This window comes from Caulobacter sp. Root1455 (genome assembly GCF_001426905.1).
In the GTDB taxonomy this organism is placed as follows: domain Bacteria; phylum Pseudomonadota; class Alphaproteobacteria; order Caulobacterales; family Caulobacteraceae; genus Caulobacter.
Genome location: NZ_LMFQ01000001.1, coordinates 516,908 through 540,756, shown reverse-complemented (window position 1 = coordinate 540,756; position 23,849 = coordinate 516,908). Strand labels below are relative to the sequence as shown.

21 protein-coding genes and 2 pseudogenes are annotated in these 23,849 nt (G+C 68.8%); 13 read left to right on the top strand and 10 right to left on the bottom strand.

The features are described 5' to 3' along the window. Window positions 1–316 precede the first annotated feature (316 nt). The 4 genes from ASD21_RS25000 (at window position 317) to ASD21_RS02325 (ending at window position 5,504) form a co-directional block, all read left to right on the top strand. The gene (locus tag ASD21_RS25000) at window positions 317–1,504 is read left to right on the top strand and encodes an OmpA family protein (RefSeq protein ID WP_056436056.1); all 1,188 of its coding nucleotides are present in this window, start codon (window positions 317–319) and stop codon (window positions 1,502–1,504) included. Between the two features lie 504 nt (window positions 1,505–2,008). Further along, entirely contained in the window at window positions 2,009–3,892 is a 1,884-nt protein-coding gene (locus ASD21_RS02335) for a ribonucleoside-diphosphate reductase subunit alpha (RefSeq protein WP_156390538.1), read from the top strand. Window positions 3,893–4,102: 210 nt separating this feature from the next. Next, entirely contained in the window at window positions 4,103–5,062 is a 960-nt protein-coding gene (locus ASD21_RS02330; RefSeq protein ID WP_235524819.1) for a lipid A-modifier LpxR family protein, read from the top strand. A gap of 109 nt (window positions 5,063–5,171) precedes the next feature. After that, window positions 5,172–5,504 carry a hypothetical protein gene (locus ASD21_RS02325; protein ID WP_056436050.1) on the top strand — a complete coding sequence of 111 codons (333 nt, stop codon included), beginning with the start codon at window positions 5,172–5,174 and terminating at the stop codon, window positions 5,502–5,504. On the opposite strand, the gene ASD21_RS02320 is transcribed toward ASD21_RS02325, so the two are convergent. From ASD21_RS02320 to ASD21_RS02310, 3 genes are all read right to left on the bottom strand, one after another. Beyond that, complete coding sequence (locus ASD21_RS02320) at window positions 5,494–6,813, bottom strand: patatin-like phospholipase family protein (protein WP_056436049.1); 1,320 nt, start codon at window positions 6,811–6,813, stop codon at window positions 5,494–5,496. The genes ASD21_RS02325 and ASD21_RS02320 overlap by 11 nt on opposite strands. Before the next feature lie 22 nt (window positions 6,814–6,835). Beyond that, window positions 6,836–7,561, bottom strand: a complete 726-nt coding sequence (gene trhA, locus ASD21_RS02315) for a PAQR family membrane homeostasis protein TrhA (RefSeq protein ID WP_056436048.1) — start codon at window positions 7,559–7,561, stop codon at window positions 6,836–6,838. A gap of 83 nt (window positions 7,562–7,644) precedes the next feature. Continuing rightward, on the bottom strand, window positions 7,645–8,415 hold the full coding sequence (locus ASD21_RS02310; RefSeq protein ID WP_056436045.1) for a sulfite exporter TauE/SafE family protein: 771 nt from the start codon (window positions 8,413–8,415) through the stop codon (window positions 7,645–7,647). Window positions 8,416–8,648: 233 nt separating this feature from the next. On the opposite strand from ASD21_RS02310, the pseudogene ASD21_RS25165 reads away from it, so the two are divergent. Together ASD21_RS25165 and ASD21_RS25160 are read left to right on the top strand one after the other, a co-directional pair. After that, window positions 8,649–8,748 (top strand): annotated as a pseudogene (locus ASD21_RS25165) (hypothetical protein); the annotation flags it as partial. 203 nt (window positions 8,749–8,951) lie between these two features. Next, a pseudogene (locus ASD21_RS25160) lies at window positions 8,952–9,019 on the top strand (hypothetical protein); the annotation flags it as partial. A gap of 1,219 nt (window positions 9,020–10,238) precedes the next feature. Here the strand turns inward: ASD21_RS25160 and ASD21_RS02300 are convergent. Further along, a complete protein-coding gene (locus ASD21_RS02300) occupies window positions 10,239–10,910 on the bottom strand; it encodes a glutathione S-transferase family protein (protein WP_056436043.1) in 672 nt (223 codons plus the stop codon). Window positions 10,911–11,045: 135 nt separating this feature from the next. Here ASD21_RS02300 and ASD21_RS02295 point away from each other — a divergent pair, with 135 nt between their 5' ends. Both ASD21_RS02295 and ASD21_RS02290 read left to right on the top strand, forming a co-directional pair. After that, on the top strand, window positions 11,046–12,086 hold the full coding sequence (locus ASD21_RS02295) for a ribonucleotide-diphosphate reductase subunit beta (protein WP_056436041.1): 1,041 nt from the start codon (window positions 11,046–11,048) through the stop codon (window positions 12,084–12,086). Between the two features lie 72 nt (window positions 12,087–12,158). After that, window positions 12,159–13,034, top strand: coding sequence for a 2-dehydropantoate 2-reductase (locus ASD21_RS02290; protein ID WP_056436039.1), 876 nt, complete (start codon window positions 12,159–12,161; stop codon window positions 13,032–13,034). Between the two features lie 119 nt (window positions 13,035–13,153). On the opposite strand, the gene ASD21_RS02285 is transcribed toward ASD21_RS02290, so the two are convergent. The 3 genes from ASD21_RS02285 to ASD21_RS02275 all read right to left on the bottom strand — a co-directional run bounded on the left by ASD21_RS02285 (window position 13,154) and on the right by ASD21_RS02275 (window position 15,419). Next, the gene (locus tag ASD21_RS02285; protein ID WP_056436036.1) at window positions 13,154–13,561 is read right to left on the bottom strand and encodes a DUF6491 family protein; all 408 of its coding nucleotides are present in this window, start codon (window positions 13,559–13,561) and stop codon (window positions 13,154–13,156) included. Between the two features lie 96 nt (window positions 13,562–13,657). Further along, a complete protein-coding gene (locus tag ASD21_RS02280) occupies window positions 13,658–14,092 on the bottom strand; it encodes a DUF6491 family protein (protein ID WP_056436034.1) in 435 nt (144 codons plus the stop codon). A gap of 67 nt (window positions 14,093–14,159) precedes the next feature. Further along, window positions 14,160–15,419 (bottom strand): dicarboxylate/amino acid:cation symporter, encoded by a 1,260-nt coding sequence (locus ASD21_RS02275; RefSeq protein ID WP_056436032.1) that lies wholly within the window; start codon window positions 15,417–15,419, stop codon window positions 14,160–14,162. 203 nt (window positions 15,420–15,622) lie between these two features. Between ASD21_RS02275 and ASD21_RS02270 the strand changes: the two genes are divergently transcribed. Next, on the top strand, window positions 15,623–17,077 hold the full coding sequence (locus ASD21_RS02270) for an AMP nucleosidase (RefSeq protein WP_056436029.1): 1,455 nt from the start codon (window positions 15,623–15,625) through the stop codon (window positions 17,075–17,077). 163 nt (window positions 17,078–17,240) lie between these two features. Here ASD21_RS02270 and ASD21_RS02265 read toward each other — a convergent pair whose 3' ends face one another. Further along, window positions 17,241–17,909, bottom strand: coding sequence for an alpha/beta fold hydrolase (locus tag ASD21_RS02265; RefSeq protein WP_056436023.1), 669 nt, complete (start codon window positions 17,907–17,909; stop codon window positions 17,241–17,243). Window positions 17,910–18,225: 316 nt separating this feature from the next. On the opposite strand from ASD21_RS02265, the gene ASD21_RS02260 reads away from it, so the two are divergent. The 4 genes from ASD21_RS02260 (at window position 18,226) to ASD21_RS02245 (ending at window position 22,752) form a co-directional block, all read left to right on the top strand. Further along, complete coding sequence (locus ASD21_RS02260; protein WP_056436021.1) at window positions 18,226–18,999, top strand: tyrosine-protein phosphatase; 774 nt, start codon at window positions 18,226–18,228, stop codon at window positions 18,997–18,999. A gap of 100 nt (window positions 19,000–19,099) precedes the next feature. Next, on the top strand, window positions 19,100–20,539 hold the full coding sequence (locus ASD21_RS02255; protein WP_056436018.1) for an MFS transporter: 1,440 nt from the start codon (window positions 19,100–19,102) through the stop codon (window positions 20,537–20,539). 54 nt (window positions 20,540–20,593) lie between these two features. Then, window positions 20,594–21,961 (top strand): aminodeoxychorismate synthase, component I, encoded by a 1,368-nt coding sequence (gene pabB, locus ASD21_RS02250; protein ID WP_056436016.1) that lies wholly within the window; start codon window positions 20,594–20,596, stop codon window positions 21,959–21,961. Further along, window positions 21,958–22,752 (top strand): aminotransferase class IV, encoded by a 795-nt coding sequence (locus tag ASD21_RS02245; protein WP_056436013.1) that lies wholly within the window; start codon window positions 21,958–21,960, stop codon window positions 22,750–22,752. Before pabB ends, ASD21_RS02245 begins: the two co-directional genes overlap by 4 nt. Here ASD21_RS02245 and ASD21_RS02240 read toward each other — a convergent pair. Both ASD21_RS02240 and ASD21_RS02235 read right to left on the bottom strand, forming a co-directional pair. Continuing rightward, entirely contained in the window at window positions 22,742–23,281 is a 540-nt protein-coding gene (locus ASD21_RS02240; RefSeq protein WP_056436012.1) for a TadE/TadG family type IV pilus assembly protein, read from the bottom strand. The two genes, ASD21_RS02245 and ASD21_RS02240, sit on opposite strands and share 11 nt — an antisense overlap. Further along, the gene (locus ASD21_RS02235; protein ID WP_056436011.1) at window positions 23,278–23,823 is read right to left on the bottom strand and encodes a TadE/TadG family type IV pilus assembly protein; all 546 of its coding nucleotides are present in this window, start codon (window positions 23,821–23,823) and stop codon (window positions 23,278–23,280) included. Before ASD21_RS02235 ends, ASD21_RS02240 begins: the two co-directional genes overlap by 4 nt. Window positions 23,824–23,849: the final 26 nt, after the last annotated feature.

Sequence of the window (23,849 nt, the reverse complement as noted above, 5' to 3'; positions counted from 1 at the left end):
CGCCGCCGTTTACTGTGGAGTTCCTGCACGGCTGCGACATTTTTACACGTTCGCGGGTCGCAAAACGCTCGCAAGGCCTTGCGCCGCGCGGATTCACGTGCGAACCGGTACTATGCTGGCGCTTTTTCCGGGACAGTCAGCCGATACGCTCGGAAGTTGATTTTGCGGGGGGCGGTCATGTGTTCGCGGCGTCTTCTCTAAGGGGACGCCGAAACCTGACGGGTGTTGCTCAGCTGACACTTTCGCGGATCGTGCGCCTTGGTATAACAATGCTCGGTCGGTCTCGGCCGGTGCAGGGCAATAGAGGGCTCTTGATATGAAACTCCAACTCCTGGCGGGAGTGGCTTTGGCCGCGGTATTCGCCGCTGGCGCCGCTTCGGCCCAAGAGACCGGCTGGTACGGCGCGGTCGATCTTGGCTACCACTGGCCCGAGGGCATCACCACCGAATCGGATCTGAACGCTCCGGACGGCGCGCGCTATCACTGGACCTGGTCGACCGATGAAGACTGGGCCGGTTTCGTTCGCCTCGGCTACCAGTTCAACCCGAACTGGCGCGCCGAAGTCGAAGGCGGCTACCGCCCCGGCGACCTGACCACCGTTCGCGGCAACCCGGTTCGCCAGCAGCCGATCGCGCTCTGCACGCCCGGCGTGACCCGCACCGTGGCCGCTCCGACCTGCGGCGGCCCGTCGGGCTCGATCGACTCCTGGTCGCTGATGGTCAACGTCCTGTATGATTTCATGCCGGACTCGTGGATCAATCCGTACGTGGGCGCCGGTCTCGGCATCAACCGTCTGGACGTCAGCGCGCTGGGTCAGTTCAGCGGCGTGCCGACCAGCCCCGCCATCCAGAACCTGACCGCCGACGACGATGACATCGCCGTCGCGTGGCAAGCCATCGCCGGCGCCTCGATCAAGGCGACCGACAAGCTGAAGGTCGACGTGACCTATCGCTGGTTCGCCACCCAGGAGCACACCTGGCAGACCTCGGGTTCGTCGACGCTGAACGCCGGCGCGTTCTCCGGCCAGTACAAGGATCAATCGCTGACCGTCGGTCTGCGGTACTCCTTCGCTTCGCCGCCGCCGCCGCCGCCCCCGCCGCCGCCGCCGCCTCCTCCGCCCCCGCCGCCTCCGCCCCCGCCGCCTCCCCCGCCGCCTCCGCCGGCGTATGAGGCTCGCGAGTTCATCGTCTACTTCCCGTTCGATCAGTACGTCCTGACGCCGGAAGCCCAGTCGGTGGTTTCGGAAGCCGCGAACTACGCGACCTCGGGTCACGCCACCAAGCTGGTGGTTGTCGGTCACACCGACACCTCGGGTTCGCCGAAGTACAACGCCAAGCTCTCGGAGCGTCGTGCGAAGGCCGTGGCTGACGCCCTGGTCGGCGCCGGTGTCGCCGCCGACACCCTGGCCGTTGACTGGAAGGGTGAAAGCGCCCCCGCCGTCGCCACCGGCGATGGTGTGAAGGAACCGCTGAACCGCCGTTCCACGATCTCGATCAACTTCTAAGATCGCGATCAGGCACTAAGGTTGAGGGCCCGGCGGCGACGCCGGGCCCTTTTCTTTTCCGCCCTCGCGAAGCGGGGAGATGGCGCGCCGCGATACGCGGCGTGACGGAGGGCTGGCCGCCGGGCTCGATTCTGGGTTCGCCCACGGAGCGAAAAACGCGCCGTGGGCGTCGGATCGCCCGCCCGCTGGGAGCCTGGCGCAGGCAAGTGCTTTTCCGCGCAATCCGCTCCGCCGCCGGATCACTTCTTTGTGGCCCGCGACAGGGTGTCACGGCGGCGTTTGTCTTGGCCGTGCAACCCGTTGATGATGCGCAGCATCTTCCCGCACACCGTTGTTCGTTCACAGCTTGTTAAGAAAAAACTCGCCCGCGAGGCGCATCTCATCGTTGACGAGTCATTAGCCACTGTGGCCCCATATGTGGGCTGAGGGGGCTCCTCGGCCACAAGATGTAGCGGCTGGACGGGACGTTCCCTTTTCCGGAACACGCTGATTGATTATGGATTTTTGATCATGACCGGCAGTGAAGCGGCGAAGACGACGGCACTCCCCCAGGCTCGCACCGGAGGCATGCGGACCTCTGAACGTCCCAAGCTGGCGCTGGTGCGCAAGGTCGAGGTCGACCGCTCGCGCGACGCCCTGCTGACCGATTTCGGCAAGACCACCCTGGAAGACCGCTATCTGCTGCCGGGCGAGTCGTACCAGGACATGTTCGCCCGCGTCTCGACGGCCTTCGCCGACGACGCCGACCATGCCCAGCGCGTCTACGACTACATGAGCCAGCTGTGGTTCATGCCGTCGACCCCGGTGCTGAGCAACGGCGGCGCCGAGCGCGGCCTGCCGATCAGCTGCTTCCTGAACGCCGTCAGCGACAGCCTGGACGGCATCCTGGGCGTCTGGAACGAGAACGTCTGGCTGGCGGCCAACGGCGGCGGCATCGGCACCTACTGGGGCGGCGTCCGGTCGATCGGCGAGAAGGTCAAGGGCCAGGGCCAGACCAGCGGCATCATCCCCTTCATCCGCGTGATGGACAGCCTGACCCTGGCGATCAGCCAAGGCAGCCTGCGCCGCGGTTCGGCGGCCGTCTATCTGGACATCCACCACCCGGAAATCGAAGAGTTCCTGGAAATCCGCAAGGCGTCGGGCGATTTCAACCGCAAGTCCCTGAACCTGCACCACGGCATCTCGATCACCGACGAGTTCATGCACGCCGTGCGCGACGGCCACAAGTTCGGCCTGCGCTCGCCCAAGACCAACGAAGTCCTGCGCGAGGTCGACGCCCGCGCCCTGTGGCAGAAGGTCCTGGAGCTGCGCCTGCAGACCGGCGAGCCCTACCTGATCTTCTCCGACACCGTGAACCGCGCCATGCCCAAGCACCAGCAAGAGCTGGGCCTGAAGGTTCGCCAGTCGAACCTGTGCAGCGAGATCATGCTGCACACCGGCGTCGATCACCTGGGCAACGACCGCACCGCCGTCTGCTGCCTGTCGTCGGTGAACGCCGAGACCTTCCTGGAGTGGCGCGACCACCCGATGTTCATCGAGGACATCATGCGCTTCCTCGACAACGTCCTGCAGGACTTCATCGACCGCGCGCCGGACGCCGCCTCGACCGCCGCCTACGCCGCCATGCGCGAGCGTTCGGTGGGCCTGGGCCTGATGGGCTTCCACAGCTTCCTGCAGAGCCAGAACGTGCCGTTCGAGAGCGCCCTGGCCAAGAGCTGGAACATGCGGATGTTCAAGCACCTGCGCCGCGAGGCCGACAAGGCGTCGATCTCGATCGGCGAGGAGAAGGGGCCGTGCCCGGACGCCGCCGATCGCGGCTCGATGGAGCGCTTCTCGCACAAGCTGGCCATCGCCCCGACCGCGTCGATTTCGATCATCTGCGGCGGCACCTCGGCCGGCATCGAGCCGATCCCGGCCAACATCTACACGCACAAGACCCTGTCGGGCTCGTTCGCGGTGAAGAACCCCTACCTGGAGAAGCTGCTCGAGGAGAAGGGCCAGAACACCGACGCGGTCTGGGGTTCGATCCTGGAGAACGAGGGCTCGGTCCAGCACCTGGACTTCCTCAGCCAGGACGACAAGGACGTCTACAAGACCGCCTTCGAACTGGACCAGCGCTGGGTGGTCGAGCTGGCCGCCGACCGCACGCCGGAAGTCTGCCAGAGCCAGTCGGTGAACATCTTCCTGCCCGGCGACGTCGACAAGTGGGACCTGCACATGCTGCACTGGCAGGCCTGGGAGCGCGGCGTGAAGTCGCTGTACTACCTGCGCTCCAAGTCGGTGCAACGGGCGTCCTACGCCGGTTCCGACGTCGCGGTGGCGGGCCCGGCCAACGGCTTCGACGTCCCGACCAAGACCGACTACGACGAATGCCTGGCCTGCCAGTAGATCGACCGGCCCAAAACCTTAACAATTCCTGAAGTTAGACGGCGTCGCGGGCCTCCGCGGCGCCGTTTTCACGTCGGGAACCATACCCAGTGCGAAATGTTGATGACGTGGGGTTTTGTCCCATGGACGCCATTCGAATTCCGAGTAGGCTCTCCGTGGGGAAGGGTTCTGGGGACTGGAATGCGTGCTTGCACCGCATTTGTAACGGGAGTGGGTCTGAGCGTCCTGGCCATCGCCACGGCGCAGGCCCAGCCGACCCGGCCCGCCAAATCGTCCAGCACTCCAGATAGGGCGTCCACCGCCCCCCGCAAGGCCCCGCCCAGCTTCGTCGTCGACATGCGCGCCGCCTCGCCGCTCGACTTCGGTCTCCGCGCCCAGCGCCCCGTCCCCACCGCTTCCGTCGGCTTCGCTGGAGCCCCCGTCGCCAAGGCCGAGCGCGCCAACGATCCCAGCTTCGCGCTGTCGCCCGCCGGCGCCTACGGCGACGCCGCCCTGCTCGACACCAACCGCTATTACGAGGGCCGCGGCGCGGTCAGCTACCGGTCCAACGCCGTCGTGGTCGGCGAGGGCGAGCACGCCGTCGATTCGGTCCGCGTCTCGGTGGCCAGCGTCGCGCAGGCCGGCCAGACCCGGCCCCTGGCCCTGGTTCGACCCGACGAGGACAGTTTCGAGGACCGCGAGGTCGACGTCACCGTGACCCGCGGCTGGCCGGCCGCCGTGTCGGTGGGCGCCGGCAAATACGCTCTCGACGTCACGCCGCACGCCGGCCTGGGTTTCGGCGGAGCCGGCGGCTCGGCCGAGGCGGGCGCCACCGTGCGGTTCGGCAAGAAGATGGGCGACCAGGTCGTCGATTCGCTGGGCGTCAGCGACGGACGCCAGTTCGGCGACCGTGGACGCTGGTATCTGTTCGCCGCCGCCAGCGGCCAGGCCGTCGGCCTGAACATGCTGCACGGCAGTGAAGGCGACTGGAGCGGGGCCGGCGTCAGCTCCGACGCCAGCAGCAAGCTGGTCGGCGACGGCCAGGCCGGCGTGGCCTGGCGCAAGGGTCCGATGCAGGCCTCGTTCGGCTATGTGCACCGCAAGATCAGGGCCAAGGACCAGATCATGGGCATGGCCACCCAGAAGGACGAAATGCTGGCCTTTTCGTTCAGCCTGAGGCCGCACTGGTAGACTGTCCCCGCCGGCGCGATGTGCTCGGCGCTTGAGTTTCGGGCTCAGATCATGCAGCTAGCGCCCGTACCGCCTGCACCCGGGCCCCTCATCCGAGCCACCAAGCGCCATGAGCGATAGCGAGCCCCCTCGCCCCCGCAAGATCCTGAGCCTGAAGAGCGGCGTCGCCGCGCCGGGCGGTCCGCCGCCGCTCGAGCGCATCCCGCGTCCGGCCGGCCACAAGCGCGTGGTGGTGAAGGCGCCGGAACCGCCGCCCGCGCCGCCGGCGACCGGCGACTTCAAGTGCAAGCCGTGCGGCACGCGCTTCGATCCGCCGACCGAGTTGGCCGACGAGGACTCGGTGCGCTGCCCGTCCTGCAACGCCCGCCTGGGCCTGGCGTCGGACTTCCGCGCCGAGCCGCCGAACGTCGACAAGCTGCGGGCCCGCTACCTCAAGAAATAGGCTCTTCCAAGTCTGGCCCCTTGCTGGCCCCCACGTCCGTCGGGGCCAGCGCCGCGGCCGGCGCGAGGATGGGATCCTTGACCGTCCGGCCGCGCGTCGACGGCGGGCGCTTGAACAGGCCGCGCCACAGGGGCTCGGGCGTCGGGATGGCGCTGGACCACAGCCGGCCGCTGATCGCCAAGGCCTCGGCGTCGTCGAAGGTCCGTTTCATCAGCGCGGTCTCGAACTTCATCATGTTGAAGTTCTCGAAGTCGGTCGGGATCGAGGCCGACCAGAGCGGCAGGTTGTGGCGGGCGCAGAATCCGGCCGCGACGCTCAGGGCCTGGCGGTACGAGAACCGCAGCATAGTCTCGAAGCTGCGGCCCATGATCGAGGTCACGCCCGGCGCCGTGGTGCGGGGCGAGGGGTCGAGCACGGTGTTGAAGATCACATAGACCCGGCCGCGCCGCAGGCGCTGGCCCAGCTCGCGCCAGCGCAGCAGGGCGTCGGGCATCAGGAACAGCGGCGCGGCGATGCCGCCGTCGGCGTGCATTTCCTGATAGCGCGCCATGCCGCCTTCGCCGTCCGGAGCCTCGACGTCGATCAGCTTGGGCGGAAACAGGCCGGGCAGGGTGGCCGAGGCCACCAGCACGTCGCGGAACAGCCGCAGGGCCGCCTCGTCGCCCTGGGCGGCGATCGCCCCCATGTCCCAGATCGTCGCCTTCTGGGTGTCCAGATTGGTGGTGGCGATCAGCAGGCGACGGCCGCGGGCGTGCTCGCGGGCCACGGCCTGGATCATCTCCAGGTCGATGAACAGCGCGACCAGGCTGTCCAGGGAGTCGCCCCGGAAAAGGCTCGGGCCCAGGGTCGGGCCAAGGCGCTTGAAGCTGAGCAGGTCGGCGGCGTGGCCGCCGACATAGGCGTCGGCGAGGCGGTCGTCCCAGGCCGGGCCCAGGAAGGCGAAGGGCGCGATCAGGGCGCCGGTGCTGACCCCGGTGACGATGGCGAACTCGGGCCGCGCCCCGGCCTTGGTCAGGCCGACCAGGGCCCCGGCCCCGAAGGCGCCGCCCGCCGCGCCGCCCGACAGGGCCAGGATGTTGAAGTCGCTCGCGCCCAGCAACGGCCGCAGCGGGGCCAGGCGATCGGCGACGTTGCGCAGGGCCTCGTCGGCCTCGTCGACGCTGAGCCGCACGCCCGGAAAGCCGACCGCCTCGACCTGGCTGTCGTGCTGGCTCGGCGGCGCCGGCAAACGCTTGCCGCGCTGGCCGTTCGTCGTGCGATCCCGGAAGAAGGTCTGGACGGTCTTTTTGGAATCCGGCGGGGTGTTCAAGGCGCGTCCAACTTACACTAGGTCAGGGGTGTCCGCTCGAGGTCAGGACCACCCCGACCAGCACGGCGGCGTAGTGCAGGCCGGCGCCGCCGATCACGTGACCGTGCCAGATCGCCCGCCGGAACTTCAGCCGCTTCATCAGGTAGAACACCGTACCCGTCGAATAGATCACGCCGCCGATCGCCAAAAGCAGCAGGGCCACCCAGCCCATGCCGGCGATCATCGGCTTGACGGCCACCAGGACCAGCCAGCCCAGGGCCAGGTAGAGGCCGACCCAGAAGCGCTTGTCCAGGCCCGGCAGGAACAGCTTGGCGGCCACGCCGATCCCGGCCACCGACCAGACGGCCGTGGTCATGCCGATCGCCCACCAGCCGTGCAGGTTCTGGGTGGTGAAGGGGGTGTAGGACGCGGCGATCATGATGAAGATGCCGGCGTGGTCGAAGCGGCGCAGCAGCGGGCGCCAGCGGGCCTTGGAGAAGTTGTAGGCGGTCGACAGCGACAGCATGGTGATCAGGCCGACCGTGTAGACGCCGATGGCCGCCACCTGGCTCAGCGAGCCCAGGCCGAACGCCAGGCCCAGCAGGATCCCGCCGCCCAGCAGGGCGCAGGCTAGGCCGGCCAGGTGCACCACCAAGTCGGCGCACTTGGCGCCGGGCGTCGGATAGTGCGTGGCCGGAACGCCGGTTGGATTGGTCGCCGGAACCTGGGTCTGGGTCGCCGTCGCGACGATGCTGGAAGTCTCTGTCATGGCCCGCCCACTGTACGCGCAATTGATGACATATAAACGCCGATCATCGTGGCTGGGATAGGGCCGTCGGGCGCATATTTCGGTCAGCCCAGCAGGCCGTGCGCCCCGTCCCAGGCCAGCTTGGCGCCCACCGCGATCAGCAGCACATAGATGACCCGGTAGAAGCCCTCGGCCGGCACGCGGCGCACCAGCCACACCCCGGCCCAGGTCGAGGCCAGGGCCAGGGGCAGCAGCACGGCCGCCGTGGTCAGCACCTGGGGCGTGAACTGGCCCAGGGCGATATAGGCCGGCACCTTCATCCAGTTGACCGTGGCGAAGAAGATGGCGCTGGTGCCGATGAACACGTCGCGCGGCAGGCGGCGGGGCAGCACGTAGATCTGGAACGGCGGGCCGCCGGCGTGGGCGACCTGGCTGGTGAAGCCGGCCACCGCGCCGCACAGGGCGCCTAGCCAGGGCCGGGCCGGGCCGGCCGCGACGGCCTCCGCGACCTTGACCGCCCGCTCGGCCCACAGGCGCTGCAGCGAAAAGGCGATCGAGATCAGGCCGATCGACAGCTCGACCGCCGCGACGGAGACCCGCGCCGCCAGCAGCCAGCCCAGGAAGATACCGACCGCCGCCGCCGGCAGCATCAGGATCAGCAGGCCCTTGTCCCAGGTCTTGCGGAACGACCAGACGCTGACGACGTCCTGGGCCAGCAGGATCGGCAGGGTGATGGCCGCGGCCAGCACCGGCGAGATGACCAGGGCCATCATCGGCACCGCCACCACCCCGATCCCGGCGAACCCGCCCTTGGCCAGACCCAGCAGGATCACCGCGGGAATGGCGACGGCGTAGAACAGGGGATCGGTCAGCATGGGCGCTGCTTAGCAGGATCATGGGCGATTTCCCAAGGGGGCGGTGCGGCGACCGCTTGCCCCCTACGGACCGCTTCGCGGTCGTCTTCCCCCAGAGGGGGAAGAGGGGCCGCCCCCGGCGCGGCGCGCGCGTCCTCCGCCCCCTTTGGGGGCGGACAGACCGCGAAGCGGTCAGGTGGGGGCAAGTGTTCACCGGCATGGCTCTTCATGCTCACGCGATCTCTCGCTGAGGGATGGAAAGGGTCGCGGAGCGCCGGACATCGTCCGGAGTTTGAAAAAGAATACCGTTTCGACGAAGCCCGATCGCTCCGCGCGGTCGTTATCCGGAAGCCTGTTAGGGCCTCGCCGCCTTGAAGCCTCCGACGGGCGGGCCAGGTCAACGAAACCCGGTCCCGGACCGCGAGCCTGTCACAGCCCGCCTGCTGCTAGGTCAGCCCTCACGCCACGCCGTTTCTGTGTTCCATGCCCGGCCGGCCCTGGAGACGAGAGGTTTGACAAGATCCCTACGCACGCGGATCCCGCCGCCGACAGAGCTTCCCGCTCGATCGCCCCCCGCCGCCGCATCGGTCGCTGGCCATGCGCCCTTTCCCTGCGACGAGGTGGGACAAGGATACGGGCGGTTTGGAGGGTGAGGCGCTGGCCATGCGCCCTTTCCCTGCGACGAGGTGGGACAAGGATACGGGCGGTTTGGAGGGTGAGGACCAAATCGGGTCGAGAAAGTTCAGGGCGTTGAAATCGTGGGGGTTTGTTGGCTGAACGCCGAGCATAAACCCCTTCCCTCCCCCTCGCGGGGAGGGTGCCCTGGCAGCGCCAGGGTCGGGTGGGGGGCTGCTGAGTCGGCAGAAAAGCCCCGCGTCCGACACCCTGCACCGATCCCCCACCCGTCGGCTTCGCCGCCACCCTCCCCACAAGGGGGAGGGACTGGGCGTTTGCCGGAACCGCCCCTGACGTCCTCCGCCAGCGGCGAGGCCGCGCCTTGAAACCTTGATGGCGAGCCTGCTCTGTCGTCTGGCCGTGTCAATGACGGCCCGAAGGGCCGCCGCGGGGCGGCCGGCCGGAGGCCGGTCATTGACACGGCCAGACGACAGAGCTCCGATCCACCAAGGCTTTAAGGCGTGGCCGCATCCGGGGCGGATGCTGGCTCCCGCCTAGCGGACGTTTCAAATGTCTGAGAAGGGTGGTTGTTGGCCCTCCCCGGATATAGCGTCACCGAAACTTTTGGGGGTGGCCGTTCATGATCGGATCTTTTTTAGTCGCTACGGCCATTGTGATAACTGCCCCACAAAGCCAACCCAGCAGCTGGCAGGGCGACGCAGACGCGCCGCAAACAATCGGTCTATGGAAGCTTAGTTGTCGCCGAGACGGCAATCTTTCAGGATGGAATTACGTCGAGGCGTGCGGCGCTCACATCGATCTGGGTGGCCAGCAACTGCTAGTTTCGCGATCGGCGACCGAGGCCTATACAGGCGTTTCGGGTCATACTTGTTCGACAACAGTCCAGATTTCTCTCGAAAAGATCCGCCGGGAGGCTCCAAATCGAGCACCTGTGCTGAAGAGAGCGTTGAGAAAGGCGCTCAGCCTCTATCGTATTCAGTGTCCCCAGGCGTCCAATTTTGCTGCGCCGCGTTTGGATGATCTTGAGTTAGAGCAGCTTTTGCTGAGGTCAGACGGCTTACTGGACCTTACTAAGCCCGAAAATTAGGCCGCCTGGACAGCTCGCCGCATGTGCAGGTGTCGAACGGGCGCCGGAAGCGGACGTCGCCAAGGGCGGGGAAGGGTCGAAAGCGGAAGCTGGCCTCCGCCACACCTCCCGACGTTCGCTCCTACCCCGCCGCCCCGCGGCTCTCCCACCCGTCCACGAACGGAAACCGCTCCGCCCAGAACGCCTCCAGCCTCGGATCGGCGTCCACGCGTCGCACCACCTCGCCCATCCGCGGCGCCACCGCGTAGAACCGCTTGCGCCGCGACCCCCAGCGGCTGACCACGGCGACATAGAGGTCCAGCACCGTCAGCTCATCGCCCAGCAGATAGCGGCCAGGGTCGAGCTGGCTCTCCATCATCCCCCAGCAGTCGGCGATCCGGTCCGCCGTCGCGGCCTTGATCCGCGCGCCGAGCTCGGCGTCCGGACCCGCCAGGCGCGAGGGATCGTCGCGCACCCAGAACAGCGAGTAGATCGCGGCCGGCACGAACACCATCCAGCGCAGGAACTGGCCGCGCAGGGGCGAATCGAGCGACGGAGCCAGCCGTGCTTGCGGGAAGCGGTCGGCCAGCCAGATCAGGATGGCGGCGCTCTCGGTGATCGTCTCGCCGTCGGGGGTGACCAGGGCCGGGATCTGTTTGAGCGGATTGACGCCCGCCACCTTGGCCCGCTGCGCCTCGCCCTCCCAGGTCGGCGCCTCGACCACGCTGTAAGGCTGCCCCAGCAGGGTCAAAGTCGCCTCGACGGGCACGGACCCCGAGCCAAGCGCGCCAAAGATGGTGTAAGCTTGATTCATCTTTCGTTACCCAATTTGCCCACAACATGTTGTGTGCTGCGACGTCGTGACCACTAGATGATCCCGACAGCTGCGGTACCAAGAGAGCCTAACCGACTGTCCGATTCGCGTCCGCCTGCCCTGGAGCCGTCCTCGATGTCCGCCAAGCTGATCACCACGCCCGGCCTGCTGACCCCCTCCGGCGCCTACAAGCCCTTCCGCTATCCGTGGGCCCACGAGTTCTGGAAGAAGCAGCAGCAGGTCCACTGGATGCCCGAGGAAGTGCCCCTCGGCGAGGACCTGAAGGACTGGGCGGTCAAGCTGAACGACAAGGAACGGAACCTGCTGACGCAGATTTTCCGCTTCTTCACCCAGAGCGACATCGAGGTCGCCGACAACTACATGGAGCGCTACGGCCGGGTCTTCAAACCCACCGAAGTGAAGATGATGCTGTCGTCGTTCGCCAATATGGAGACCATCCATATCGCGGCCTACGCGCTGCTGCTCGAGACCATCGGCATGCCGGAGAGCGAATTCGGCGCGTTCATGGAATACCAGGCCATGCGCGACAAGCACGACTTCATGCAGAAGTTCGGCGTCGACTCCAACGCCGACATCGCCCGCACCCTGGCCATGTTCGGCGGCTTCACCGAAGGCCTGCAGCTGTTCGCCTCGTTCGCGATGCTGATGAACTTCCCGCGCTTCAACAAGATGAAGGGCATGGGCCAGATCGTCTCGTGGTCGATCCGCGACGAGAGCCTGCACTGCGAAGGCATCATCAAGCTGTACCACACGTTCAACAAGGAGACCGGCGCGGTCACCAAGGCCGTGGCCGACGACATCGTCGACTGCTGCAAGACCGTGGTCACCATGGAGGACGCCTTCATCGACCTGGCCTTCGAGGCCGGCGAGATCCAGGGCATGACCCCGGACGACATCAAGAAGTACATCCGCTTCATCGCCGACTGGCGCCTGCGCCAGCTGGCCTTGCCGGAAGTCTACGGCATCAAGGAAAACCCGCTGCCCTGGCTGCAGTCGCTTCTGTCGGGCGTGGAGCACGCCAACTTCTTCGAGGCCCGGGCCACGGAATATTCCAAGGCCGCCACCCGGGGCCAATGGCACGGCGCGGAAGGCGTGTGGTCGAGCTTCGACAACATGCTGACCAAGCGCTCTGAGAACACCCTGCCGGCAGAATAAGAGCAGGGACAACGGGGATAACATGCCGCCGCCCTCGAAAGGGGGCGGCGTTTCTTTGTCTGGAGTTTGGTGATGACGCGGATTGCGGTGATCGGACCGGGCGCGGTGGGCGGCGTGATCGCCGCGTGGCTGGCCCAGAACCCGGACCTGACGGTCGAGGTCTGCGCGCGCACGGCGTTCGACCGGCTGGAGGTCGAGACCCCGGGCGGACCGCTGAGCGCGAGCCCGCGCGTGCTGACCGCGCCGGACCAGGCGTCCCCCGTCGACTGGGCGATCATCACCACCAAGACCTATGACGCGGCGGCGACGGGCGGCTGGCTGGCGCGCCTGGTCGGGCCGGACACCCGCGTGGCGGTGCTGCAAAACGGCGTCGAGCATGTCGAGCGCTTCAGCGCCTACGTCGCCGCCGAGCGGATCACCCCGGCCGTCGTCGACATCCCGGCCGAACGCGGCGCGCCCGGTCGCGTGCGCCAGCGGCGCGACGGCTCGATCCTGGTTCCGGAAGGGGCGGTGGGGCAGGCCTTCGTGGCCCTGTTCGCCCACACCCCGATCGCGGTCTCCACGACGCCGGACTTCAAGACCGCGGCCTGGAAGAAGCTGGCCCTGAACTGCGCCGGGGCGGTCAACGCCCTGACCCTGCGGCCCTCGGGCGTGGCCCGGCGCGAGCCGATCGCCGACCTGATGCGGGCCCTGGTCGGCGAATGCGTGGCGGTGGGACGGGCCGAAGGGGCGGACCTGCCGCCCGACCTGCCCGACGCCGTGGTCGAAGGTTATCGCTCGGGACCGGCCGACGGGGTCAATTCCCTGCACGCCGACCGGGCGGCGGGCCGGCCCATGGAGCTGGACGCCCGCAACGGCGTGATCGTCCGCCTGGGCGCGCGGCACGGGATCGTCACGCCGGTCAATGCGATGGTCGTGGCGCTGCTGGAGGCGGCGGCGGAGGGGTAGGCGCGTGGTCCTCGTCCTTCGACAGGCTCAGGATGAGGACCAAGCGCAGGCGGCGGCGGTAGAAAACCTCATCCTGAGCCTGTCGAAGGACGAGGTTTTCGCTCCCGTGTCAGGTGGCTTTACGGCCGGTCCTTCTTGGGGATCGCGGCGACCTGTTCGGTAGAGAGCTTGGTGATGCTCTTGGCCATGATCGGCATGGCCATGCCGAAGCCGTCGGAGACCCGCAGATCGAGGTCCAGCGGACCGCAGACCGTGTCGGGGCCGCGCACGATCGACACCAGGTGCACGCCCGGCGAGGTCAGCATGCTGGTGCCGTGCGACAGGTCGACCTGATAGACGTCGCGATTGCGGACCTTCAGATAAAGAGTGTCGCGGTCGGGGGCGCTCCAGTTGTCCCAGTCGGACAGCGAGAAGCAGGTGCGGGCCGGGCGGGGTTTGGTCTGGGCGGCCGGATCGGCGAACGCCGGGGCGGCGGCCAGGAGGGCCGCCGTCAGCAGTCCGGCCTTGAGCATGGAGCGAGCGTTCATGACGGTCTTCCTCGACTGGGTCCCTCGCCACGCAGATTGGTCCCCGCCGCACGGAAGTCAATGTGTGCGGTTACACGCAGTGGGGCCGGCCGGGACTCAGAAGTCGGCCAGGCGCTCGCCGCGATACCGCCGTCCCGGCAGGTTCGCCGACCCCGCCGTCGCGACCTCCTCGGCCGACATCCGGGTCACCTTCGACACGCCCAGCGGCATGTTCATGGAGGCGGTGAGGAACAGGTTCACGTTCAGGTCCGCGGCGGCGCACACCATCCGGTTCTTCGAACCGACGTTCAGCCGCGCGGCGGGCGAATTCAGCTGCCGGATCGGACGGGCCAGGTCGATGCGATAGAAATCCGACTGTTGGGTCTTCAGCAGGATGGTGTGGTCGTCGATGGCGACCCAGTCGGCGACCTTGGTCCCCTCGAAGCAGTCGCGGGCCGCGGACGGTTCGGCGGCGAAGGCGGCCGAGGTCAAGGCGCAGGCCAGGCTGGCGGCGCCGATCGACAGGGCGCGGAGGGTCGTCTTACCGGTCATCGTCGGCTCCTTGGCGTCAGGTCCGGTTACTGTGAACCTTGGCGCCAAGGAGTCAACCTCCGGTGTTCTAGGCCTTGGCCGGCTCCTCGTCCGGGACGACGTCGTCCAGCTCGCCCTCCCACTTGGCGACCACGGCGGCGGCCACCGAATTGCCGACCACGTTGGTGGCGCTGCGGCCCATGTCCAGCAGATGGTCGACGCCCAGGACCAGGGCGATCCAGGTTTCGGGCAGGCCGAAATAGGTCAGGGTGGCCATGATCACCACCAGCGAGGCGCGCGGCACGCCGGCGATGCCCTTGGAGGTGACCATCAGCAGCAGCAGCATGAAGATCTGCTGCTGGACGGTCAGGTGCACGCCGTGGGCCTGCAGGATGAACATCGTGGCGAAGGTGCAGTAGAGCATCGAGCCGTCGAGATTGAACGAATAGCCCAGCGGCAGGACGAACGAGACGATGCGGCGGCGGATGCCCAGCTTGGGCAGGGCGTCGAGGATGCGCGGATAGGCGGCTTCCGAGCTGGCGGTCGAGAAGGCCAGCAGGGCCGGGTCGCGGATGATGCCGAACAGGGGGATGGCCCGCTTGCCCAGCACGATGAAGGCCGCGATGAACAGCAGCAGCCAGAGCGTGGCCATGGTGGCGTAGAAGCCGACCACGAACTTGCCGTAGACCACCAGCATCGAGATGCCCTGGTCGGCGATGGTCGAGGCCAGGGCGCAGAAGATCGCCAGCGGGGCCAGCTTCATCACGAAGCCGGTGACCTTGAGCATGATCTGCGCGCCCTGCTCGGCCAGCTCCAGGATGTGCGGGGCCTTGTTGTCCAGCGAGGCGACGGCGGTGCCGACGAACAGCGAGAAGACGACGATCTGCAGGATCTCGTTCTTGGCCAGGGCGTCGAAGATCGAGATCGGCACCAGGTGGGTCAGGAAGCCCTGCAGGGTGAAGGTCTCGGTCGAGGCGGCCGGCGCGTTGGCGGCGACGTTGGTCGCCTCGTTCAGCACCAGGCCCGCGCCCGGATGCAGCAGGTGCACCATGAACAGGCCCAGCAGCAGCGAGACGGCCGAGGCGCTGATGAACCAGCCCATGGTCTTGGCGCCGATCCGGCCGACGGCGGCGGCGTCCTCCATGTGGGCGATGCCGGCCACCAGGGTGGTGAAGACCAGCGGGGCGATGATCATCTTGATCAGCCGCAGGAACAGGTCGGTCCCCATCTTGAACCACTTGACCGCCTCGGCGGTCTGGGCGGCGTCGAGATACTGGTTGCAACCCCAGCCGACCAGGACCCCGAGGACCATGGCGGCGATGATCAGAAAGGCGAAACGTCTATTCATGGGCTCCCCCCTCGAGCGCGGGGCTCGAGCGAATTGGTCGAGGCGACCTTAAGCAAAGGATTGGGGGCAAGCTTTCCGCTCGCTCGCCCGTCGCCCTGGTCGTTACGACCCTTGTGGCCGACGAAATCGGCTTCGTCCATGCCCTGGAGCCCACCGACCAGCCCTGGCCTGGAAAAGCCGCCGGAACGCTGATATAGGGCGCCATGTCAAACCAAGAAAAAGCAATCGCCGTCGTTGAGCAGCTCAACGAAGAATACGAACGCGCCGTCGACGCCCTGCGGACCGCGCTTCGCGCCTATCTCGAACATGGAACCCGGCCCGACCCGCAAGCGCGGTTCGACGGCACGTTCGCCTATCCCCAGCTGCGGCTGATCTACGATCCCGAGGCCCTGCCGCCCAAGCTGGCGCGCTCCTACGCCCGGGTCAGCCGGCCCGGCGTCTACGCCACGACGATCACCAAGCCCAACCAGTTCAAGGACTACCTGGTCGAGCAGCTGACCCTGCTGCTCAACGACTTCGAGGTCGAGATCGAGATCGACCGCTCCAACCAGGAGATCCCCTATCCCTACGTGCTGGACGCCACGATCGACCTGAACCAGGCCGACGTCCGCTCCGAGGACATCGCCCGCTTCTTCCCGACCACCGACCTGGCCTTCATCGGCGACGAGATCGCCGACGGGGTGTGGAGCCCGGCGATGGAGGAGCACCGGCCGCTGGCCCTGTTCGACGGCCTGCGCACCGACTTCTCGCTGGCCCGCCTGCGCCACTACACCGGCGCCCCGGCCGAGCACGTCCAGCAGTTCATCCTGTTCACCAACTACCATCGCTATGTCGACGAGTTCGTGCGCTGGGGCATCGAGCAGCTGGCCCTGCCGGACAGTCCCTACGAGGGCCTGTCCTGCTCGGGCGGGCTGATGATCACCGCCAACACCGCCAATCCCGAACTGGCGGTGGCGGAGTCGACCTGGCGCAAGCACCAGATGCCGGCCTACCACCTGATGGGCAAGGACGGCACGGGGATCACCCTGGTCAACATCGGCGTGGGTCCATCCAACGCCAAGACCATCTGCGACCACCTGGCGGTGCTGCGCCCGCAGGCCTGGCTGATGATCGGCCACTGCGGGGGGCTGCGCGACACCCAGACCATCGGCGACTACGTGCTGGCCCACGCCTATCTGCGCGACGACCATGTGCTGGACGCCGTCCTGCCGCCGGAGATCCCGGTGCCGTCGATCGCCGAGGTCCAGCGCGCCCTCTACGACGCCTCCAAGGCGATCAGCGGCGACTCGGGTGATCAGCTCAAGAAGCGCTTGCGGACGGGCACGGTGGTCACCACCGACGACCGCAACTGGGAACTGCGCCACAGCCTCTCGGCCCTGCGCTTCAACCAGAGCCGGGCCGTGGCCATCGACATGGAAAGCGCCACCATCGCCGCCCAGGGCTACCGCTTCCGGGTGCCGTACGGGACCCTGCTGTGCGTGTCGGACAAGCCGCTGCACGGCGAGATCAAGCTGCCCGGCCAGGCCAACGCCTTCTACGAGCGGGCCATCAGCCAGCACCTGCAGATCGGCATCCTGACCTGCAAGCTGCTGCTGGAGGAAGGTCCGAACCTGCACTCGCGCAAACTGCGGGCGTTCGACGAGCCGCCGTTCCGGTGATGGATGTCGGGGGCAGGTGGCTCACCCACTTGCCCCCACCTGACGGCTTCGCCGTCTGTCCGCCCCCGTAGGGGGCGGAGGACGCGTCCGCGCCGACGTCCTCTTCCCCCTGTGGGGGAAGACGGTCGCGAAGCGACCCGTAGGGGGCAAGTGTTCGCCGCCGCTAGTCCTTCAGAAATTCCGTAATCACCTCGGCCAGCGCCGGCTCCATCACCGCGCTCAGGTGATCCCCCGGAACCCTCACGCCGCGCGCGTCAGGCATCATCCCCGCCAGCCCCTCGACCGAACCGTTGTCGTCGTCGCGCTGTCCGGCCACCACCAGGGCCGGCACGTCGATCGCCGCGATCTCCTCGGCGCTGGTCGCCGCGAACGAGGTCAGCACGCCCAGCATCGCCTCCGGCCTGAGGCCGCCGGCCGCCATCATCGCGTGGACCCGCCGGCCGGCCCTCGGGTCCTGGGCCGCGTCGCCGTGGCGGATGCTGTCCTCGAACATCGCCGCCCGGGCACCCGCCTCCATCAGGCCGCGATCGCCCATGCCGCCCAGGACCAGCCTTCTCGGCCGCGCCCCGCGCACCAGCATCCGCACGGCCGTGCGCGCGCCCAGCGAATAGCCGACCAGGTCGTAGTCCTTCAGGTTCAGGTGGGCGAGCAGCGCCTCCTGGTCCATGGCCAGCACGTCGCGCGGCCAGGCCGCCGGGGCGGTCGGGGCGTCCGAACGGCCGTGGCCGCGCAGGTCCGGGGCGATCACCCGGCGGCCGGTCGCGGCCACGGCCGCGGCGATCCCCGGCAGGAACCAGTTGGTCTCGGCGCTGGCCAGGAACCCGTGCAACATCAGGGTCGGCCAGCCCGCCCCCCCCGGAACCGCACAGGGTGCGGTACCCCAGGGAGACGCCGTCGAAGCTCTGGAAGCGGTGCAGCTCGGTCATGAGGGCAGAGTGGCGCCGTGGGGATTGTGCGGCCAGCCCCTTAGATCCGCTCATCCCGGCGAATGCCGGGCCCCAGATCCCTTGGCGGGGTGGATGACTGGAAGCGCTCGGAGCTTTTGGCGCGAGCCTCAAAGCCATTCCATCTGGGTCCCGGCATTCGCCGGGATGAGCGGTGTTTAGGATGTCTCGCTTTCGTCACCCCGTGGCGCTAACAAGCCCGCCATGACTCGTCACATCGTTCTGCAAGGCGTCGAGAACTTCCGCGATTTCGGCGACTACGCCGCCGGCGAGGGCCGGCTGAAGAAGGGCGTGCTGTTCCGCGCCGCCCACCAGGCCGAGGCCACCGACGACGATCTGGTCGCCATGGCCGGGCTGAACCTCCGCACCATCGTCGACCTGCGCCGTCCCAACGAGCGCCAGCGCGATCCGTCGCGGCGCTGGGCGGGCTTCGCCGCCGAGGTGATCGACAACGACCTGGGCGTGACCGGCGAGGATCCCTGGCACGCCTTCCTGCGCGGTTCGGACCTGTCGGTGGAGTCGATCCGCGGCTACCTGGTCGAGTATTACGGCCGGGCGCCGTTCGCGGAACGGCACCTGGACCTGTTCCGCCGCTACTTCCAGGCGCTGGCCGCCGCGCGCGGCCCCGTGCTGATCCACTGCGCGGCGGGCAAGGACCGCACCGGCTTGCTGGCCGCCCTGACCCACCACGTGGCCGGGGTGGGCGACGACGACATCGTCGACGACTACCTGCTGACCAACGACGAGGAGCGCTTCGCCCGCCGCGGGCCGAAGGTGGCCGACCGTCTCGAGGCCGAGCTCGGCCGCCGGCCGTCCGACGCGGCGATGCGCGCGGCCCTGGGCGTCGAGGCCGACTACCTGGCCACGGCGTTGGCGGCGATGAAGGCGCGCTACGGCTCGATCGACGGCTATCTGGAACAGGCGATCGGACTGGACGCGGCGGGCCGCGAGGCCGTGCGGGCGCATATCCTGCTCTGAACGGACGCGTCGTTTGAAGGGGTGACAAACGCCCGTTTCAAAGCCACGCTCCGCCCAAGCCGCCGCGCCAGACGACGGCCAGTGACGAGGGTGGAACGGCATGAGTGAGTTTTCGGCCGCCGCGGCGGCTCCGGCCAGCGGCGAGCCTGTCGCCCCGCTGAAGTCGGGCCTGCCGGGCGGCGCCCTCGCCTGGATCCTGCAGCAGGGCGCGCGCGACCCCTATGTGATCCTGATCACCATCTACATCTTCTCGCCCTACTTCTCGCGGGTGCTGGTCGGCGACCCGGTCGCGGGCCAGGCCCTGGTGGCCAACATCTCCACGACCTACGGCCTGCTGACCGCCCTGACCGCGCCGTTCCTGGGGGCGATGATCGAGCAGTACGGCCCTCGCAAGCCGATGCTGGGGATCGTGCTGGGGATCATGGTCCCGGCCCTGGTCGCCCTGTGGTGGGCGATGCCCGCCGGCGGCCTGCCGCTGATGGCGACCAGCGCCCTGCTGATCGTGCTGGGCCTGGTCTATAACTGGGGCGACGTGCTGAGCAATTCGCTGCTGGGCCGCGCCGCCGGCGCCGTCCCGGGCCGCGCCGCCCTGATCTCCGGCCTCGGCTACGCCCTGGCCAACGGCCTGTCGGTGGCCCTGCTGATCTTCATGCTCTGGGGCATGGTGCTGCCCGGCCAGGTCGACTGGCCCGGCGTGCCGCACGCCCCGCTGTTCGGCCTGGACCCGGCCAAGAACGAGCCCAGCCGGATCTCCGGCCCGATGGCGGCGGCGGTGATGCTGCTGGGCGCGATCCCGTTCTTCCTGTGGACCCCCGACGCCGTCCGCACCGGCCGCAGCTGGATGGACAGCCTGCGGGCGGGGATCGCCATGCTGCGCGACATCTTCGGCAACCTGCGCGGCCATCGCGACGTCGCCGTCTTCCTGAGCGCGCGCATGCTCTACAACGACGGCATGACGGCGCTGCTGGTGTTCGGCGGGCTGCTGGCCGCCGGCCTGATGCGGTGGGGCGCGCTGGAGATGCTGGCCTACGGCATCTCGCTGAGCATCTTCGGGGTGATCGGCGGCCTGGCCGCCCCCTGGTTCGACCGCGTGCTGGGGCCGCGCAAGGCCGTCCAGCTCGAGATCGCCGGCTGCCTGGCGGTGCTGGTCGCCACCCTGGGCATGAGCCGCGAGAAGATCCTGTACTTCTGGTCCTACGACCCGGCGGCCCACGCGCCGATCTGGGGCGGACCGCTGTTCCGCACCGCGCCGGAGCTGATCTATCTGGGCCTGGGCCTGCTGATCGCGGTGTTCGTCACCGCCCAGTACGCGTCCAGCCGCACCCTGCTGATCCGCCTGTGCCCGCCCGACAAGACCGCCGCCTTCTTCGGCCTGTACGCCCTGTCGGGCACGGCCACGGTGTGGCTGGGCTCGCTGCTGGTGGCCCTGGCCACGGCGATCTTCAAGAGCCAGGTCGGCGGCTTCCTGCCGATCGCCGTCCTGCTGGGGCTGGGATTCTGCGGCCTGTTCCTGGTGCGGGGCGGCGACCCGGAGACCTGATCCGGCGGCCCCTAAGTCGTAGCGTCTGAGGGCCAGCGGCGGTATCACCCGCCGATGCGTCATGTCGTCCTCATCAGCGCCCCCTGGCGCGACCCGGTCTGGGCCGCGGCCCCGTGGCGGGACGAGCCGTTCGCCTGCGCGATGATCTCCGGCGGCCAGGCGGGACGGTGGTCCTACCTGCTGCGCGACCCGGACGCGACCCTGACGGTGACCGCCGACGACCCTCGCGATCCCTTCGAGGCCCTGGCCCAGCTGGTCGGCCCGCCCCAGGCCATGGACCCCGACGGCCCGCCGTTCCAGGGCGGGGTGGCGGGCCTGGCCGCCTACGAGCTGGGCGACCGGGTCGAGCATCTGGATCTGCCGCGCACCGGCTGGCCCGACCTGGCCTGCGCCCGCTATCCGGCCCTGCTGGCCTTCGACCACCTGCAGCGCCGGGTGCTGGCGATCGGCCGGGGCGGATCGCAGAGCTTCGCGCGGGTCCGCGCCGAGGCAGCCCTGGGCTGGCTGAACGCCGACTCGCCGGACCTGCACGAAGGAACACTGTGCGAGGCGCTGAGCGTCAGCGCCGACGAAGCCTACGAGGCGGCGGTGGCCGACGTGGTCGAGCGCATCGTCGGCGGCGAGATCTTCCAGGCCAACATCGCCCGCGCCTGGACCGGCCGTCTGGCGGCCGGCGCCCATCCGTTCGACCTGTTCGCCCGCCTGCGCGCCGACAGCCCCGCGCCCTTCTCGGCCTATCTGCGCCTGCCGGGCCGGGCCCTGGTGTCCAATTCGCCCGAGCGGTTCCTGAAAGTGACGGCCAAGGACGGGGCGGGCGACCTGACGATCGAGACCCGGCCGATCAAGGGCACCCGCCCGCGCGGGGCCGACCAGGCCGAGGACGCCCGGCTGATGGCCGAGCTGTCGGCCAGCGCCAAGGACCGGGCCGAGAACCTGATGATCGTCGACCTGATGCGCAACGACCTGGCCCGGGTCAGCCCGCCCGGCAGCGTCGCGGTCCCCGAGCTGTTCCGGGTCGAGACCTTCGCCAACGTCCATCACCTGGTCTCGACGGTGACCGGCCGGCTGGCCCCCGGCCTGGCGGCGGCCGACCTGCTGCGCGCGGCCTTTCCGCCCGGCTCGATCACCGGCGCGCCCAAGGTCCAGGCCATGAAGGTCATCGCCCAGCTGGAGACGGCGCGCGGACCCTATTGCGGCTCGCTGTTCTGGGCCGGGGTCGACGGGGCGCTGGAGTCCAGCGTGCTGATCCGCACCGTCGGCCTTGAACAGGACCCGCCCGAACAAGAGGATGGCGGATGGCGTTTGGAGGCGAGGGCCGGAGCGGGCATCGTGGCCGACAGCGATCCCCATGCCGAGCGCCTGGAGACCGAAGCCAAGTTCGCCGCCCTGCGCCGGGCCCTGATGGAGCCGCCCCGCGGATGACAGCCTTTCCTCTAGACGCCGCCTTTCCCCTGGACGACCGGGGCCTGCTGCTGGGCGACGGCCTGTTCGAGACGATGCTGTGGACCGGCGAGGACCTGCCGCATCTCGACGCCCACCTGGCGCGCATGGCCGCCGGCTGCGAGACCCTGGGCCTGCCGGCCTTCGACCTGGACGAAGCCCGCGCGCGCTGCCTGGCCGCGCCGGGCGAGGCCGGGCTGGGCGAGATCCGCGCCGCCGTGCGCCTGACCCTGACGGCCGGCTCCGGGGGGCGGGGCCTGGATCGGCCTGCCGCGCCCGTGCTCCGCCTGGCGGCCAGGGCCGCCGCCGCGCCGCCCGTGACGACGCCGGTCGACCTGGTCCTGGCCAAGACCCGCCGCAACGAGGGCTCGCCCGCCGCCCGGCTCAAGACCCTGTCCTATCTCGACAACGTCCTGGCCCGGGCCGAGGCCAAGGCGGCCGGCGCCGACGAGGCGGTGATGCGCAACAACCACGGCGACCTGACCTGCGCGGCGGCCGCCAACCTGTTCTGGATCATCGAAGGGCGGCTGTTCACCCCCGCCCTGCATTGCGGCGTGCTGAACGGCATCGCCCGGGGGCGGGTGCTGGAGGCGGCGCGGACCCTGGACGTCGAGGTCCACGAGGTGGCGACCGGCGCCGAGGCCCTGGACGAGGCCGAGGCGGTGTTCCTGACCAACAGCCTGATCGGCGTGCGCCCGGCCCGGCGGTTCGAGGGCGAGACCTTCGGTCCGCACGCCCTGGTCGAACGCCTGGGCCAGGCCGTCACTGCTTGACGCGCGCCACCTGGTCGGAGAGCCGCGGCCGCAGATAGAAGGTGCGGCGGAAGGTCATGGTCTGGGGGATGACCAGCTTGAACACCGAGTCGTAATCGTAGCTGGCCTTGCTCATGATCACGCTCTGGCCGGCCGGCAGCACGCTGGGCGGGATGTCGACGATGGCGTTGGCCGCGGGGCAGTTGGCCGGCGCGTTCGACTTTTCCGACCAGACCACCACGTCCTTGCCGGCGGCGTCGGAGGCGATGCTGACGATGCACATCCGCAGGGTGGCGGTGGGAAAGGGCGCCATCAGCACGTTGCCGACGCTGAAGACGTCGTCGCGACGGGCGTCGGTGAACTTCTGGTCGCGGGCCACCACGTCGCCGATCGAGGCGGTCAGGTGGCTCAGGCGCCGTTGGGCCATCATCGCCTCGGTCAGCTCGGCCATGCCGAAATAGAAGATCATCAGCACGGGGAGGATCAGGGCGAATTCGACGGCCGAGACCCCTCGGCGGTCGCGCCAGAAGCTGGAGAGACGACGGGTCATGGGGGGTAGGGCTCGTTGGTGAACACCGCCGCGAACGTGACCTCGCGATCGCCGGACGAACCGGCGACGGCGTCCTCCAGCAGCGGGGTGATCAGGGGCCACTTGTAGTAGCCGCGCACCAGGACGATCGCGTTGGGGCCGCCGGGATCGAAGCTGGTGGCGCCGGGCAGGGGCTTGGGCAGGTCCTTGGTCTGGGCGAACGAGGGCAGGACGCGGACGTCCAGGGTCAGGGCCGACGCGCAGGACGCGCCCAGCCAGGACATCTCGTTGCAGACGTCCTGATGGAAGGAGGCGGCGTTGCCGCCGCTGGTCTGCAGGGTTCCGGTGCGGATCGTGCGGTCGACGTTGCTCAGCGCGTTTTCCAGGCTCATCGACACCAGGAAGGTGAGGCCCAGCTCGATGATCGCGAACACCAGGATCAGGAAGGGGATGGCGACGAAGGCGAACTCGATCGCCGCCGCGCCGTCGTCGGCGCGGGCGAAGCGGCGCAGCAGACCCAGGCGGGCCAGAAGCTGGCGATGGTGTCGGGCTCGATCGGCCATGGCGGCGTCCGCGTCAGCGCCTTCTG